We start from the raw sequence: 15,135 nt of genomic DNA, 5'->3' as shown, positions 1-15,135 counted from the left end.
GGCCTGTCCGTCCCGCAGCGTCGACCTCACGGGCCCGAGCGGCAACAGCGCCGTTTCAGCGAGTGGAATGCACCCTTGCCGAGTGCCTGACGCGTCATCACACTCGGCCCATGGAGACGCGTACCGCGCTGGTGACCGGAGCGGCACAGGGCCTCGGGCAGGAGTTCGCCGTCGCGCTCGCCGGGCGGGGGTACCGGGTCGCCGGGCTCGATCTCGTGCCGCAGACCGAGACCGCCGGGAAGGTCCTGGACTACGTGGAGGTGGTCGCCGACGTCACCGACGAGTACCAGGTACAGGCCGGACTGGAGCGCGTGATCGACCAGTTCGGCGTGCTGCACGTCGTGGTCAACAACGCCGGCGTCTACCCCGCGAAACCCTTCGAGGAGACGACGGCCGAGGACTGGCGCCGGGTCATGCGCGTCAATCTGGAGGCGCCGTTCCTGGTGACCCGGGCCGCGCTGCCGTACCTGAAGGCGGCCGGCTGGGGCCGTATCGTCAACATCGCCTCGGCGGCCGTGTTCACCGCGCCGCCCACGATGGTCCCCTACGTCGCTTCGAAGACGGGCCTGATCGGCTTCACCCGCGCCCTCGCCGCGGCCCTCGGCCCCTACGACATCACCGTCAACGCGATCGCGCCCAGCATGGTGCGCACCAGCACCGCCGAGCGCACGGTCGGCGCGGACGGCGGCTTCGAGTTCATCCGCGACCGGCAGGTCGTCCGGCGCACCCAGGAGACACCCGACCTGGTGTCGACCCTGCTGTACGTGGTGGACGAGGGCAGCGGCTTCCTGACCGGGCAGACGCTCAACGTGTCAGGCGGGTCGGCCTTCCTGTGACTCCGACAGCCACTGGTGCACCTCTTCCTTGAGCGACCGCTGGAAGGTCGTCAGCAGCGCCTGCACCACGATGGGCCGCATGTGCGCGGACAGGGACTTCACGTCCTCCTCGTCCCGCTCGGACACCTCGCCCCTGAAGAGCTGCGACAGCTCGTGGGCCGCCGCGCGCGAGTGCTCGATCAGGACGTTGCGCGCCGCGAGGATCGCTTCCTCGGACAGCGGTACGTCGAGGAGCTGGACGGCGAGCCGCAGCAGGCCCGAGTCGACGCGGTACGAGCCCTCGACCGGCCGGACCACGTTCATCGCGGCCAGCCGCTCGAGCTCACCCTCGCTCAGCGGCCGCCCCGCCCGCCGCTGCAGCTCCTGAGCCGTCATCGTGTCCACGATCTCGGGCGCCCAGGAGGCCACCACGGCCCGGTGGATGGCGAGGTCGCGGTCGCTCAGGTCCGGCGGCAGCTGATCCAGGTAGCGCTCGATCGCCGCCAGCGTCATGCCCTGGTGCTGCAGCTCCTCGATGAGCGCCAGCCGGGCCAGGTGCTCCGTGCCGTAGTGGCCCACCCGCCGCGGACCGATCACCGGCGGCGGCAGCAGTCCCTTGGTGCCGTAGAACCGGACCGTGCGGACCGTGATGCCGGCCCGCGCGGCCAGTTCGTCGATGGTGAGCGCCGGCTCCCCGGTGTCGGTCGTCATGTGCAGCAGTATCGCTGTCTCACCAAAACTGTGAAACCCGTGCAGCCACGGCAGCCACGTCCGTCCTCGTGGTGCGGGAGGGACTCCTGTGAGAAGCGCAGCTGCGTGACATGGCACACCGCATGCCGCCCGATGCCTCTGGGAAGCTGCCCCCCAGGTCCGTGCCGCGAGAAAGGTGGCGCGGACCCAGGCACGTACGGACACCCGGGCACACCCCGCCCGGGCGCACCAGAGAGTGGTACCACCCGTGAGCAAGGACGCCGTACGCACGGCACAGGCCGCCGCCCACCCCGAGCTGACCGACCTCGCGAAGTAGCCCGCGCGACGACCAGGGGCCGTTGTCAGTGGCGGCGTCTACGGTGGCGTCATGTCGGAGATCAACTACGTCCGCGGTGACGCCACCGTTCCGTCGGTGAAGGGCGTCAAGGTGATCGCCCATGTCTGCAACGACATCGGGGGCTGGGGAAAGGGCTTCGTCCTGGCCATATCGCGCCGCTGGCCCGAGCCGGAGGCCGCGTACCGCGCCTGGCACCGGGGCCGGGCGGGGAACGACTTCGGGCTGGGCGCCGCCCAGTTCATCCAGGTCGAGCCGTATGTGTGGGTGGCCAACCTGGTCGGCCAGCGCGGAACACGGACGGGCAGCAAGGGCGTGCCGGTGCGCTACGAGGCGATCGACACGGCCCTCGGCAGGCTCGCCGACAAGGCCCTGGAGCTGGACGCCTCCGTCCACATGCCCCGGATAGGCTGCGGGTTGGCCGGCGGCAAGTGGTCCCGCGTCGAACCGCTGATCACCGAGCGGCTGGTGCGGCGGGGCGTCCAGGTCACGGTCTACGACCATGGGGAGGGCCTGAGTTGAGCCGTGACACCGACGTGCTCGTGCTGGGCGGCGCGGGCGTGGACACCATCGTGTACGTGCCGGAACTGCCGCTGCCGTACGCCGACAGCTACATGATCGAGTCCGGGATCCGGCCCCGTGCCGGACAGACCGGCGACTTCGTGGCCCTGGGCCTCAGCGCGCTCGGCCTGCGCGTCCACCACCTCGACATGCTCGGCGACGACCCGGAGGGCGACCTCGTCCGCGCGCTGCACCGCGACAAGGGCATCGCGCTCACCGCCGTACCCCAGCCCGCCGGCACCAAGCGCGCGGTCAACCTGGTCGGCCCCGATGGCAGACGCCTGTCCCTCTACGACACGAGCCGCACTCGCGCCGAGGACCGGTTCCCGGAGCCCCTGGTCCGCGCACTGGCCACGACGAGCCGCCACGCCCACGTCTCTATCACCCAGCCGTGCGCGCTCACCCTGCCCGTACTGCGCGAGGCCGGCGTCACTCTCTCCACCGACCTGCACAACTGGGACGGGGAGAACCCGTACCAGGAGGCTTTCGCTTTCGCGGCGGACATCGTCTTCGTGTCCACGGCGGCCCTGCCCGACCCCGAGCGCGCGATGCGCCGCATCGTCGAGCGGGGCCGGGCCGAGCTGGTCGTCGCCACGGCCGGCGCCAAGGGCGCGTACCTGCTGGCCGACGGCGAGCTGACCCACGTACCGGCCGTCGCACCGCCCGCACCGGTGGTGGACTCCAACGGCGCGGGCGACGCGTTCGCGGCGGCCTTCCTCTACGGCCGGCTGAACGGAGAGCCGCCGCGACGCTGCGCCCAGTACGGCGCCGTCGCAGGTGCGTACGCGTGCACGGTGCCGTCCACGGAGGCACAGGCGATACGCGGAGAGGAACTCCTGTCCAGGGTGGCGGATTTGGAGGCGGCGACGTAAGCGCCCCCGTCGGGGTCGCGGAGCCGCATTGATCTGCGGCCCCGCCGCGTGGGGCGCGGTCAGCCACAACCAACCCCGCAGCCCCCACACCACCGAACCCGGCAGTTCCTCAGTGCACGCCGTTGGTCGCCGCGATCTTCTTCCACGACTTCGGCTGCTCAGGAACCGCCGCCGACCTGACGATGGACGCGGCCCCGGCCGCGGACGCCGCCGGCTTCACCGGCTGGAACAACCACGCATCGAACAGCGCCGACAACGACTTCCCCGACACCTGCTCCGCGTACGCCTGGAAGTCGGCGACGGAGGCGTTGCCATACGCGTGCTCCTGCGGCCAGCCCTTCAGGATGGCGAAGAACGCGTCGTCCCCGACGGCGTTGCGCAGCGCCTGCACGGCGAGCGCGCCCCGGTCGTAGACGGCGATGTCGAACTGGTTGTCCGGCCCCGGGTCACCGGGCTTGACCGTCCAGAACGCGTCGTCGGCCGGGTGCGAGGCGTACACGTAGTCCGCGAGTTCCTGCGTCGTGCCCTCGCCTTCGTGCTCGGACCACAGCCACTGCGCGTACCGCGCGAAGCCCTCGTTGATCCAGATGTCCTTCCAGCCCTTCAGCGACACGCTGTCGCCGTACCACTGGTGCGCCAACTCGTGCACGACGACAGAGGTGTTGGAGCCGTTCGCGAACTGCTTGGGGCTGTAGTAGACGCGGGTCTGCGTCTCCAGTGCGTACCCGGTGGTCGTGTTGGGCACGTATCCGCCGGCCGAGCTGAAGGGATACGGCCCGAAGTAGCCGGTCAGCCAGTCGACGAGCTCGCCGGTGCGCTCCACGCTCGCCCGCGCGGCCCCGTCGTTGTCGCCGAGGTCCTTGCTGTAGGCGTTGACGACCGGCACCCCGCCCTCGGACGTGCTGGTCGTGATGTCGAACTTCCCGACGGCCAGCGTGGTGAGGTAGGTCGCCTGCGGCTTGTTCTCGCGCCAGTTGTAGCGCGTCCAGCCCCGCTGCGAACTCGTGGACTGCAGCGTGCCGTTGGAGATGACCTGCGTGCCGTCCGGCACGGCCACCGACACGTCGTAGGTCGCCTTGTCGAGCGGGTGGTCGTTGCTCGGGTACCACCACCAGGCGGCCTCGGGCTCGTCCGCCGCGATGGCCCCGTCCGGCGTGCGGTGCCAGGTGTTGAAGCCGTACGCGCTCTTCGTGGACGGCACCCCGCTGTAGCGGACGACCACGGTGATCGGTGTGCCCTTGGCCAGCGGCGTCTTCGGCGTGACCACCAGTTCGTGCTGGCCCGATTTGGCGAAGGAGGCCTTGGCGCCGTTGACCCGGACCTCGCCGACGTCCAGCAGGAAGTCCAGGTCGAAGCTCGACAGGTCCTGCGTGGTCTTCGCCAGGATCGTCGCCGTACCCTCCAACTCATCTGTGCTGGGCTGGTACTTCAGCCGGAGGTCGTAGTGGGAGACGTCATATCCGCCGTTGCCGTAGGCCGGGTAGTAGGGGTCGCCGATGCCCGGAGCGCCGGGGGACCAGCTCGCGGCCGACGCCGGGATCGCCAGCATCAGGGACGCCGCAGCGAGTGCGCCCGGCGCGATGATTCTGCGGTGCACGAAAGCTCCAAGTCGTAGGGGCCCGAAGTCTGTTCGGAGCCTATTGAGTCCCTGTGACCCCGGGCATGTCCATGGCACCGCCTGTCACACGATCGCCATTCGGCCGTCATGAGCGACCCCGTGTCACGGGCCTTGACCGGCCACCGGCCTCCCGCACGACCACGGACGTCCCTTCTCGCTCCCTACTGCCCTCTTCTGCACGGGAGTTGACCGATGTACCGTCCCGCGCATGCCGATACGCATGCGCTTCACGACCTGGAGATCGCTCGCGACGGTGGCCGTCGCCGCGCTCATGGCTGCCTTCCTCACCCCGGCGGCAGCCCACGGCGCCCCACGCGAGAGCCAACCCGTCTACTCGTACGCGAACGCCGTCCGCGAGGCCGTATGGGTGGACACCGGACTCGACGGAGACGGCGACGGAAAGACCGACCGCGTCGCCGTCGACATCGTCCGCCCCCGCGAACCCGCCCAGCAGGGCCGCAAGATACCCGTCATCATGGACGCCAGCCCGTACTACTCCTGCTGCGGCCGCGGCAACGAGAGCCAGCTGAAGACGTACGACGCGAACGGCGACGTCGTCCAGATGCCGCTGTTCTACGACAACTACTTCGTGCCCCGCGGCTACGCCTTCGTCGGCGTCGACCTCGCCGGAACCAACCGCTCCGACGGCTGCGTCGACGTCGGCGGCCGCTCGGACATCCAGTCCGCGAAGGCCGTGGTCGACTGGCTCAACGGCCGGGCCAAGGCGTACACCACCCGCACGGGGAGCGCCCGGGCGAAGGCGAGTTGGACCAACGGCAGGACAGGCATGATCGGCAAGAGCTGGGACGCCACGATCGCCAACGGCGTCGCCGCGACCGGCGTCAAGGGCCTGAAGACCATCGTCCCGATCAGCGGCATCTCCTCCTGGTACGACTACTACTTCGCCAAGGGCGCCCCGCTCTACGACTCCGGACCCGACTGGCTGTCGAACTACGTCGACAGCCCCGACGCCCAGGCCAAGTGCGCCGCCGTCCAGCAGAAGATCGTCGACGGCGCCCCGCGCACCGGCGACTGGACGTCGTTCTGGACCGAGCGCGACTACGTCAAGGACGCGAGCAAGGTGAGGGCGAGCGTCTTCCTCACCCACGGCATGCAGGACCTCAACGTCCGCACCAAGCACTTCGGCCAGTGGTGGGACGCCCTTGCCAAGAACGGCGTCGAGCGCAAGATCTGGCTCTCCCAGACCGGCCACGTCGACCCCTTCGACTTCCGCCGCGGCGCCTGGGTCGACACCCTGCACCGCTGGTTCGACCACGAACTCCTCGGCTACGACAACGGCATCGACCGCGAGCCCATGGCCGACATCGAGCGCCACCCCGACCAGTGGGTCACCTCCAAGGTCTGGCCCCCGAGCGGTACACAGGCCACGACCCTGCGCCCCGACCAGGGCAACCGGTCCGGCGTCGGCACCCTCGGTCTCACCAAGGGCGACGGCACCGAGACCTTCACCGACAACCCGCAGCTGAGCGAGACCGACTGGGCCGCGAAGATCGACACATCGACACCCGACAAGGCCGGGTTCGTCACCAAGCCGCTCAGCCACGACCTGCGCCTGTCCGGCTCCTCCAAGGTCACCGTCACCGCGACCCCGACCACCCCGACGGCCCACCTCTCCGCCGTCCTCGTGGACCTCGGCCCCGACACCATCCGCGACTACGCCGACGCCGCCGAGGGCATCACCACCCTCACCGACCGCACCTGCTGGGGCGCGAGCTCGGCGGGCGACAGCGCCTGCTTCAAGGCCACCGAGGCCAAGAAGGTGAACGTCGACTACACGGTGTTCAGCCGCGGTTGGGCCGACCTCGGCAACTACGCCTCCGACCGCAAGGGCGTCCCGCTCACCCCGGGCAAGGCCTACACCATCACCCTGGACCTCGCGGCCACCGACCACGTCGTCCCGGCCGGCCACCGCCTCGCGCTGATCGTCGCGGGCACCGACAAGGACCTCATCGACCCGCCGGCCGACAAGCCGACGCTCACCGTGGACCTGTCCCGCACGCAGGCTCGCGTCCCGCTCGTCGGAGGCGCGGCGGCGTTCGCCCACGCGACGTCGGGTACGGCGTCCGCCACTCCCGCGGCGAGGACGCTCAAGGGCGTGACGGCACCGCGAACGGCCCACCGCGTGCCGTAGAAAACCCGGCAGAAAACCCGTCGGTTCAGGAGGAGGCGGCCAGCCCGGCCGCCTCCTCCGCACATCCCCAGGCCACGGTCACGCCCGCCCCGCCGTGACCGTAGTTGTGCACCAACACCCGCCCGTCGGGCAGGACTTCACGCTCCAGCCGGACCGCATCCCGAGCCGGCCGCAGCCCCACCCGGTGCTCCAGCACCCGCGCCCCGGCGATCTCCGGCCGCAGCGCCGCACACCGCCTCACGATCGCCTCGGCCACCTCCGGATCCGGCTCCAGCGACCAGGCGTCCTCGTCGGCCGTGCCGCCCAGCAGCAGCCTTCCGGGCTGCGGGAAGAAGTACGCCATCTCGCCGTCGGCGTCGGCGGAGGTGAGCCAGGTGCGGATGCCGGGGTTCTCGACGACGACCAACTGCCCGCGCACCGGCCGCACGGACGTGTCCGGGACGAGCTCACGCGCCCCCAGCCCCGTGCAGTTGACGACGACCGACGCGTCCACCTCCGCGAAGCCGCCGACCGTCCGCTGCTCGATCGCCCCGCCCGCCTTCAGCAACCGCTCCCGCAGCCACGGCAGATGAGTCGACATGTCGATGAGTGGCAGCCGCGCCCACAGCCCGGCCCCGGCGTACTCCTCGACCGTCGACGCCCGCAGCCCCGGCAGCCGGGCGGCCGCCCACTCCTCGGCACCGTCCAGGTCCGCCTCGCCCAGTACCCCTTCGGCCATGCGTACGCCGGTCGCCTCGGGGCGCGCCGCCAACTCCTCGTACATGTCCAGCGATTGCAGCGCCCAAGCCCGCGCCCGCGCGACCGGCTCGATCCGGTACGGCCACCACAGCGCCCCCGCAACCGCCGAGGTGGTCCGCTCGACGGGATCCCGCGTCCACACCCTCACCCGTACGCCCCGCTCGGCGAGGACGACGGCCGTGGTCAGTCCGATGACTCCGCCGCCGACCACGATGACATCGTTGTTCCGTGCGCTCTCCACGCGGGGACGTTAGCGGAATGTGTCATGCCGTGCTCAGAGTGCTCCCACTCTGGGGATACTCACAGCATGTCTGCCGAGTACGCGACCTTCGGCCTGGCACCGGCGATGCGTGCCGGTGGAGTCCTTGCCAACGGTGACTACCAGGTTCACCGGGACTTCGTGGACTTCATCGTCGAAGGACGCCCGCTGCTGTTCCAGCTCTCCGACCTCGACGCCGTCTCCCCACTCGCCTCCGATGTCCCACCCGCGATCTTCACCGAGCAGGTCCGGGGCCTTCTCCTGGAGGCGGAGCCACCGCTTCCGGACGGCCGCTCCATCATCTACGGCTGTCCCGAGTGCGCCGACCTGGCCTGCGGGGCGGTCACCGCGATCATCGAGCGGGACGGCGAGGACTACATCTGGCGGGACTTCGCCTGGCAGACCGAGGAACACGCCGACCTGGAGCTCAACGGCTACCACGGCATCGGGCCGTTCCGTTTCCACGGCGCCGAGTACCGCGAGGCGCTGGGCAGGCTGCTCAACGGCGGCTCCACGAGCAAGCGGCGCCGCGTCCTGCTGATCGGCGCCCGCGTCGCCCTGCTCGCCAAGCTCGCCGCCGCCCTGCGCATCATCGGCATCGGCGCCGACATCGCCCACGATGCACAGGGCGTCCCCGCCGACGAACTGCGCGCCTATGGTGCCGTCGCCTTCGGCCGTGCGATCACCCAGCAGGAACGTGCCGCCGTACGCCGTTCCTTCGAGCAGGCCGGCGTCGACGTCGCCTACGTCGAGGGCCTGGCCCCGATCGTTCCCCTCCTCGTCGCCCAGATCGAACACGCCCTGGACCGCAGCCCGGTGGAGCAGCGCCGTCTGACCCGGCTGGTGGCGGCCGACGGCGAGGCGGGCGTCGAGGTCACCTCGCCCTGCCGGGTGCGCCTCACCGCGTACCGTCTGGACCGCCTCTACCGCACCCACGCCCACGAGGTCTTCGACGGCGTACTCGAATCGGGCCGCCACCGCATCGCCCTGGACGCCAAGGCGGTGAAGGGGGAGTCCTTCGTGGTGGCGCGGACGGCCGGGAGTGTGCTGGTGGAGGCGATGGCGCGCTGAAGGCGGTGGCACACGGCGGCTAGGATCGACGACCTGATGACTGCCACTCTCGTCGCCAAGAACCTCGCCGCCGGGCACGGCGACCGCTCCCTGTTCGCCGGGCTCGACCTCGTCGTCGCGCCGGGCGACGTGATCGGTCTGGTCGGTGCCAACGGCGCGGGCAAGTCCACCCTGCTCAGGATGCTCGCGGGCCTCCTCGCACCGGAGCAGGGGGAGCTCAGGCTCTCCCCGCCGTCCGCGACCGTCGGCCACCTGCCGCAGGAGCCGGAGCGGCGGCCCGGCGAGACCGTCCGCGAGTTCCTGGCCCGCCGCACCGGCGTCGCCGAGGCCCAGCGTGTGATGGACGAGGCCACGCAGGCCCTGGTCGACGGCGCACCCGGCGCCGACGACGCGTACGCGACGAGCCTGGAGCGCTGGCTCGACCTGGGCGGCGCCGACCTGGACGAGCGGGCTGAGGAGGTTGCCGACTCGCTCGGTCTGGCGGTGGACCTGGACCAGCCGATGACGTCCCTGTCCGGCGGCCAGGCGGCACGGGCCGGCCTCGCCTCCCTCCTCCTGTCCCGCTACGACGTCTTCCTGCTCGACGAGCCGACCAATGACCTGGATCTGGACGGCCTGGAGCGCCTGGAACGGTTCGTGAAGGGCCTCCGCGCGGGCACCGTCGTCGTCAGCCACGACCGCGAGTTCCTCACCCGCACGGTGACGAAGGTCCTCGAACTCGACCTGGCCCAGCAGCAGATCACCCTCTACGGCGGCGGCTACGAGGCCTACCTGGAGGAGCGGGACGTGAGCCGACGGCACGCCCGCGAGGACTACGAGGAGTACGCCGACAAGCGCGCCGCCCTCCAGGACCGGGCCCAGATGCAGCGCTCCTGGATGGACAAGGGCGTCAAGAACGCGCGCCGCAAGGCGAGCAACGACAACGACAAGATCGGCCGCAAGTTCCGCAGCGAGGCCAGCGAGAAGCAGGCCGCGAAGGCCCGCCAGACCCAGCGCATGATCGAGCGGCTCGACGTGGTCGAGGAGCCCCGCAAGGAGTGGGAGCTGCGCATGGAGATCGCGTCGGCCCCGCGTTCGGGCGCCGTCGTGGCCACCCTCCGGGACGCCGAGGTACGGCGCGGCGACTTCACCTTCGGCCCGGTCTCCCTGCAGATCGACTGGGCGGACCGGGTGGCGGTGACCGGAGCGAACGGCGCCGGTAAGTCGACCCTGCTCGGCGCCCTGCTCGGCCGGATCCCCCTGGACGCCGGTCACGCCACCCTCGGCTCCGGCGTCCTGGTCGGAGAGGTCGACCAGGCCCGCAAGCTGTTCCACGGCACGGAGGCCCTGCTCGACGCCTTCTCCGCCGCGGTCCCGGACACCGAGCCGGCCGAAGTCCGCACCCTGCTGGCCAAGTTCGGCCTGAAGGCAGAACACGTCCTGCGCCCCGCGGCGACCCTGTCCCCGGGCGAACGCACCCGGGCCGCCCTGGCCCTACTCCAGGGCCGGGGAGTCAATCTCCTGGTACTCGACGAGCCGACCAACCACCTCGACCTGCCGGCGATCGAGCAACTGGAGTCCGCCCTCGACGCCTACGAGGGCACCCTCCTCCTGGTCACCCACGACCGCCGCATGCTGGACGCGGTCCGCGTGACCCGCCGCCTGGAAGTGGCTGACGGTAAGGTGACCGAGCGCTAGGGCCTGTCTGACAATTCCCGTCTGCCGCGCGACGCCATGCACGCTCCCCCACTGCCTTAAGGGCGTGGGAGGTGCCCCCACTCGCCGCACCGGGCGCAGACCCAAGTACGTCCAGTACGAGGGTCTACGCCCGGCACGCCGAGAGCACGCACCTGACGCCGCGAGGCCGCCCTCCGGGCGACGACGGGAATTGTCAGACAGGCCCTAGCGGGCTCGACCCGCCGCCTCGCCCGTCTCCATCCGCCCCGTACGCTGGCGGCGATTCCTCGTAGGCCACCGGTCAGGGAGACTTCATGGGTACTTCGGCGAACCGGCCGGGTCCGCGGATGCGGCGCGAGCAGGAGATCGTCGCGCGGATGCGGGGTACCCAGGACCGGGTCGCCGACGCGATCACCGCCTTCTCGGGGACCATGCTCTTCGTCTACCTGCATGTCCTGTGGTTCACGGTGTGGATCGTGTGCAACGAGGGGGTGTTCGGCCACGGCGCCGTCTGGGATCCGTACCCCTTCGGACTGCTCACCATGATCGTCAGCCTGGAGGCCATCTTCCTGTCCACCTTCGTCATGGTGAGCCAGAACCGTCAGGCCGCCCGCGAGAACGTACGCGCCGACCTGGACTTCGAGACCAACGTGCGCTCGGAGGTGTGGTCGGTCCACATGGGCCAGGCCCTCGGCGTCGACCCCGTCGAGGTCGAGCGGCGGGTGCAGGAACTCCTCACGGAGAACCGCGCCCGGATGAACGGCACGGCCGGCTCCGCCGAGGGCCGTTGAGCGTGTCCGCTCAGGGCAGCCGCCGGGCCAGCCCCGGATAGTCGACGACCAACCCGTCCGCGTCGAACTCCAGGTCACTGCGGTAGTCACCGGAGGCGTACCGGACGTGCCCGCCGCCGTCCGTCCGCCCGAGGTGCGTGTAGACCTGCTGCGACGGCCGCACGACCAGCCCCGGCACCGACACCCACGCCATGAGGAACTCCCGCTCGCCGGGCGCCAGATGGAGCCCGTGCCGCAGCACCGGCATGGTGTTGGTGAGCGGGCACAGGCCGAGATCGCAGTCGAGCGCACCGTCGACCGCGGGCAGCGGCTCACCGTCCGCGGTCCACCGGCCAGCGTCGTCGCGTCGTAGATCGAGAGTGCGCGTACTGCTCTCGGTCTCCGCCGTGACCGTGAGCCGCCGGGTCACGAAGCCTTCGGCCGTCTCCAGCTCGTACGAGATCCAGTACGGCTCGGGAACGGTACCGACGGCCCGGCCATGGGCGCGCAACCCGCCTTCCCCGAGCCGCACCCAGGCGGTCTCGAACCCCCGGCTCTCGAGAACCTCCCAGGTGATGGCGCGCGAAGCGGTCATACCGTCACTGTAAAACCGGACGCGGGAGGACGCGCTCTTCAGGGGCGCGGGGCTGTTCCGACATGCGGCTCAGCCGCGTGGGCGCGACGAGCCACAACCAGCCGCAGATCCCCGCGGCCCCCCGGGCGGATCCGTCAGCGCCGCCCGTTCTTCGGATCCACCAACCCGGCCCGGCGCAGAGCATCGGCCATCTCACTGTTGGCCGGCGGCGCCGCCTGACGCGACCCGCCACCCTGGCCACCACGACCGCCGCCCTGGCCACCACGACCGCCGCCCTGGCCACCACGACCGCCGCCCTGGGCGCCGCGGCCGCCACCTTGGCCGCCCCGGCCACCGCCCTGGCGCGGCTGCTGCCGCTGCTGAGGCGGCCGCCCGCCGCGCTGACGACGGTCGCCGCCCCCGCCCTGCTCGCCCTGCTCGGCCGCCTCGTCGTCCAGCCGCAGCGTCAGCGAGATCCGCTTGCGCGGGATGTCGATGTCGAGGACCTTCACCTTGACGATGTCCCCGGGCTTCACAACGTCCCGCGGGTCCTTGACGAACGTCTTCGACATCGCGGAGACGTGCACCAGGCCGTCCTGGTGGACACCGACGTCGACGAAGGCACCGAAGGCCGCCACATTGGTGACCACGCCCTCCAGGACCATCCCGGACGACAGGTCGGAGATCTTCTCGACGCCCTCCTTGAAGGTGGCCGTCTTGAACGCGGGCCGCGGGTCGCGCCCGGGCTTCTCCAGCTCCTTGAGGATGTCCGAGACGGTCGGCAGACCGAACGTCTCGTCCACGAACTCACCCGGCTTCAGCGAACGCAGCACACCCGTGTTGCCGATGAGCGACGCCACCTCCTGCCCGGACGTCTTCACCATGCGCCGGACGACCGGATATGCCTCCGGGTGCACGCTCGACGCGTCCAGCGGGTCGTCGCCGCCACGGATCCGCAGGAAGCCCGCGCACTGCTCGTACGCCTTCGGGCCGAGCCGCGCCACGCCCTTGAGCTGCGTACGCGACTTGAAGGGGCCGTTGGCGTCGCGGTGCGCCACGATGTTCTCGGCCAGCCCGGAGGTGATGCCGGAGACGCGGGACAGCAGCGGGGCCGACGCGGTGTTGACGTCCACACCCACGCCGTTCACACAGTCCTCCACCACCGTGTCCAGCGAGCGCGACAGCTTCACCTCGGACAGGTCGTGCTGGTACTGGCCGACACCGATCGACTTGGGGTCGATCTTCACCAGCTCGGCGAGCGGGTCCTGCAGCCGGCGCGCGATGGAGACGGCGCCGCGCAGCGACACGTCCATGTCGGGCAGCTCCTGCGAGGCGAACGCGGACGCCGAGTACACGGACGCGCCGGCCTCGGACACCATCACCTTGGTGAGGTTCAACTCCGGGTGCTTGGTGATGAGTTCGCCGGCCAGCTTGTCGGTCTCGCGGGACGCCGTGCCGTTGCCGATCGCGACCAGGTCGACCGCGTGCTCCTTCGCGAGGCGGGCCAGCTTGGCGATCGCCTCGTCCCACTTGTTCGCCGGGACGTGCGGGTAGATGACGTCCGTGGCCACCACCTTGCCGGTGGCGTCGATGACGGCGACCTTCACGCCCGTACGGAACCCGGGGTCCAGCCCCAGCGTCGCGCGCGTGCCGGCCGGGGCGGCGAGGAGCAGGTCGCGCAGGTTGGCCGCGAACACCTGGACGGCCTCGTCCTCGGCAGCCGTACGCAGCCGCAGCCGCAGGTCGATGCCGAGGTGCACCAGGATGCGGGTGCGCCAGGCCCAACGGACCGTGTCCTTCAGCCACTTGTCGCCCGGACGCCCGCGGTCGGCGATCTGGAACCTCCCGGCCACGATGCCCTCGTACGACGAAGGGCCGTCCGTGGCCTCCTCCGGCTCCAGGACGAGGTCGAGGACCTCCTCCTTCTCGCCGCGCAGCATCGCGAGGATGCGGTGCGAGGGCAGCTCGGTGAACGGCTCGGCGAAGTCGAAGTAGTCGGCGAACTTGGCGCCCGCCTCCTCCTTGCCGTCCCGCACCTTGGCGGCGAGGCGTCCGCGCACCCACATGCGCTCGCGCAGCTCGCCGATCAGGTCGGCGTCCTCCGAGAACCGCTCGGTCAGGATCGCGCGGGCGCCGTCGAGGGCGGCCTGCGGATCGGCGACGCCCTTGTCGGCGTCGACGAACGCGGCGGCGGCCGCGAGCGGTTCGACCGTCGGGTCGCCGAGCAGTCCGTCGGCCAGCGGTTCGAGGCCGGCCTCGCGCGCGATCTGCGCCTTTGTGCGCCGCTTGGGCTTGTACGGCAGGTAGATGTCCTCGAGCCGCGCCTTGGTCTCGGCCGCGCGGATCTGCGCCTCCAGCTCCTCGGTGAGCTTGCCCTGCTCGCGCACCGAGTCGAGGATCGCGGTCCGCCGCTCCTCCAGCTCCCGCAGATAGCGCAGCCGCTCCTCGATCGTGCGCAGCTGCGCGTCGTCGAGCATCTCGGTCGCTTCCTTGCGGTAGCGAGCGATGAAGGGCACCGTCGAACCGCCGTCGAGCAGCTCGACGGCAGACTTGACCTGCCGCTCCCGTACGCCGAGTTCCTCGGCGATCCTGCCTTCGATGGACACTGCTGCGCTGGACCCGGCTGTCGTCACGATCCCGTACCGCCTTCTCACTGGGGTTGCGCGGCAATTGTGGCAGGTGGCACCGACAGTCGGGGATCAGGGCAGCACCCGGCGGGGCGGCGCGGCGCCATCAGGCCCTGCGGCGCCGCGTGGAGGCCGAGACCCCACCGAACAGCCGGGCCGGGGCCCGGAAGGGCAGAGCGACGACGGCGCCGTTCGCACCACCGACCTGTCGCAGGATGCCCGCGACCGCACGGAACACACAACTCCCTTGTCCTCACTCGGCCGAGGTGAACCGGGAGGGGCCCGGGTACCCCGCAGCCGTCAGCCCTCGCCGGTGAGATCAGCCGGGAAAGTCCGCGCGACGAGTGCGCCCGCGCGAGGGCTGCTGCCGGCTCCGT

At 70.9% G+C, this 15,135-nt stretch carries 13 protein-coding genes; 7 read left to right on the top strand and 6 right to left on the bottom strand.

The genetic code is table 11. From position 1 onward, the window contains the following. Nucleotides 1-110 precede the first annotated feature (110 nt). Nucleotides 111-836, top strand: a complete 726-nt coding sequence (locus OG303_RS10555) for an SDR family NAD(P)-dependent oxidoreductase (protein WP_405867169.1) — start codon at nt 111-113, stop codon at nt 834-836. Here the strand turns inward: OG303_RS10555 and OG303_RS10550 are convergent. Continuing rightward, entirely contained in the window at nt 813-1,526 is a 714-nt protein-coding gene (locus OG303_RS10550) for a MerR family transcriptional regulator (RefSeq protein WP_405867167.1), read from the bottom strand. The genes OG303_RS10555 and OG303_RS10550 overlap by 24 nt on opposite strands. 367 nt (nt 1,527-1,893) lie before the next feature. On the opposite strand from OG303_RS10550, the gene OG303_RS10545 reads away from it, so the two are divergent. Beyond that, nucleotides 1,894-2,382, top strand: coding sequence for a macro domain-containing protein (locus OG303_RS10545; RefSeq protein ID WP_405867165.1), 489 nt, complete (start codon nt 1,894-1,896; stop codon nt 2,380-2,382). Next, on the top strand, nt 2,379-3,293 hold the full coding sequence (locus tag OG303_RS10540; RefSeq protein WP_405867163.1) for a PfkB family carbohydrate kinase: 915 nt from the start codon (nt 2,379-2,381) through the stop codon (nt 3,291-3,293). The genes OG303_RS10545 and OG303_RS10540 overlap by 4 nt, the downstream gene beginning before the upstream one ends. A gap of 109 nt (nt 3,294-3,402) precedes the next feature. Here OG303_RS10540 and OG303_RS10535 read toward each other — a convergent pair whose 3' ends face one another. Beyond that, nucleotides 3,403-4,890 (bottom strand): M1 family metallopeptidase, encoded by a 1,488-nt coding sequence (locus OG303_RS10535; protein WP_405867161.1) that lies wholly within the window; start codon nt 4,888-4,890, stop codon nt 3,403-3,405. A 229-nt stretch (nt 4,891-5,119) separates the two neighbouring features. On the opposite strand from OG303_RS10535, the gene OG303_RS10530 reads away from it, so the two are divergent. Then, on the top strand, nt 5,120-7,063 hold the full coding sequence (locus OG303_RS10530; protein ID WP_405867159.1) for a Xaa-Pro dipeptidyl-peptidase: 1,944 nt from the start codon (nt 5,120-5,122) through the stop codon (nt 7,061-7,063). 25 nt (nt 7,064-7,088) lie between these two features. Here OG303_RS10530 and OG303_RS10525 read toward each other — a convergent pair whose 3' ends face one another. Further along, nucleotides 7,089-8,042, bottom strand: a complete 954-nt coding sequence (locus OG303_RS10525) for an FAD-dependent oxidoreductase (protein WP_405867157.1) — start codon at nt 8,040-8,042, stop codon at nt 7,089-7,091. Nucleotides 8,043-8,108: 66 nt separating this feature from the next. Here OG303_RS10525 and OG303_RS10520 point away from each other — a divergent pair, with 66 nt between their 5' ends. From OG303_RS10520 to OG303_RS10510, 3 genes are all read left to right on the top strand, one after another. Next, nucleotides 8,109-9,131, top strand: coding sequence for an oxidoreductase (locus tag OG303_RS10520; protein ID WP_405867155.1), 1,023 nt, complete (start codon nt 8,109-8,111; stop codon nt 9,129-9,131). A 36-nt stretch (nt 9,132-9,167) separates the two neighbouring features. Beyond that, entirely contained in the window at nt 9,168-10,808 is a 1,641-nt protein-coding gene (gene abc-f, locus OG303_RS10515; RefSeq protein WP_405867153.1) for a ribosomal protection-like ABC-F family protein, read from the top strand. Nucleotides 10,809-11,101: 293 nt separating this feature from the next. Continuing rightward, nucleotides 11,102-11,578, top strand: a complete 477-nt coding sequence (locus OG303_RS10510; protein WP_405867151.1) for a DUF1003 domain-containing protein — start codon at nt 11,102-11,104, stop codon at nt 11,576-11,578. 10 nt (nt 11,579-11,588) lie between these two features. Here OG303_RS10510 and OG303_RS10505 read toward each other — a convergent pair whose 3' ends face one another. The 3 genes from OG303_RS10505 to OG303_RS10495 form a co-directional block, all read right to left on the bottom strand. Further along, nucleotides 11,589-12,152, bottom strand: coding sequence for a putative glycolipid-binding domain-containing protein (locus OG303_RS10505; RefSeq protein ID WP_405867149.1), 564 nt, complete (start codon nt 12,150-12,152; stop codon nt 11,589-11,591). Between the two features lie 134 nt (nt 12,153-12,286). Beyond that, nucleotides 12,287-14,764 carry a Tex family protein gene (locus OG303_RS10500; protein WP_405867148.1) on the bottom strand — a complete coding sequence of 826 codons (2,478 nt, stop codon included), beginning with the start codon at nt 14,762-14,764 and terminating at the stop codon, nt 12,287-12,289. A 100-nt stretch (nt 14,765-14,864) separates the two neighbouring features. Continuing rightward, entirely contained in the window at nt 14,865-14,996 is a 132-nt protein-coding gene (locus OG303_RS10495) for an LPFR motif small protein (RefSeq protein ID WP_405867146.1), read from the bottom strand. Nucleotides 14,997-15,135 lie beyond the last annotated feature (139 nt).

Source organism: Streptomyces sp. NBC_00005 (assembly GCF_045160215.1).
In the GTDB taxonomy this organism is placed as follows: domain Bacteria; phylum Actinomycetota; class Actinomycetes; order Streptomycetales; family Streptomycetaceae; genus Streptomyces.
Note: the sequence above shows the minus strand (reverse complement) of the source record. Positions and strands in the feature narration are given on the sequence as shown.

Bases quoted from the DNA above. Each gene is read 5' to 3' on its own strand.
- OG303_RS10555 (WP_405867169.1), top strand. From the start codon at position 111: ATGGAGACGCGTACCGCGCTGGTGACCGGAGCGGCACAGGGCCTCGGG.
- OG303_RS10550 (WP_405867167.1), bottom strand. From the start codon at position 1,526: ATGACGACCGACACCGGGGAGCCGGCGCTCACCATCGACGAACTGGCC.
- OG303_RS10545 (WP_405867165.1), top strand. From the start codon at position 1,894: ATGTCGGAGATCAACTACGTCCGCGGTGACGCCACCGTTCCGTCGGTG.
- OG303_RS10530 (WP_405867159.1), top strand. From the start codon at position 5,120: ATGCCGATACGCATGCGCTTCACGACCTGGAGATCGCTCGCGACGGTG.
- OG303_RS10520 (WP_405867155.1), top strand. From the start codon at position 8,109: ATGTCTGCCGAGTACGCGACCTTCGGCCTGGCACCGGCGATGCGTGCC.
- abc-f (WP_405867153.1), top strand. From the start codon at position 9,168: ATGACTGCCACTCTCGTCGCCAAGAACCTCGCCGCCGGGCACGGCGAC.
- OG303_RS10510 (WP_405867151.1), top strand. From the start codon at position 11,102: ATGGGTACTTCGGCGAACCGGCCGGGTCCGCGGATGCGGCGCGAGCAG.
- OG303_RS10505 (WP_405867149.1), bottom strand. From the start codon at position 12,152: ATGACCGCTTCGCGCGCCATCACCTGGGAGGTTCTCGAGAGCCGGGGG.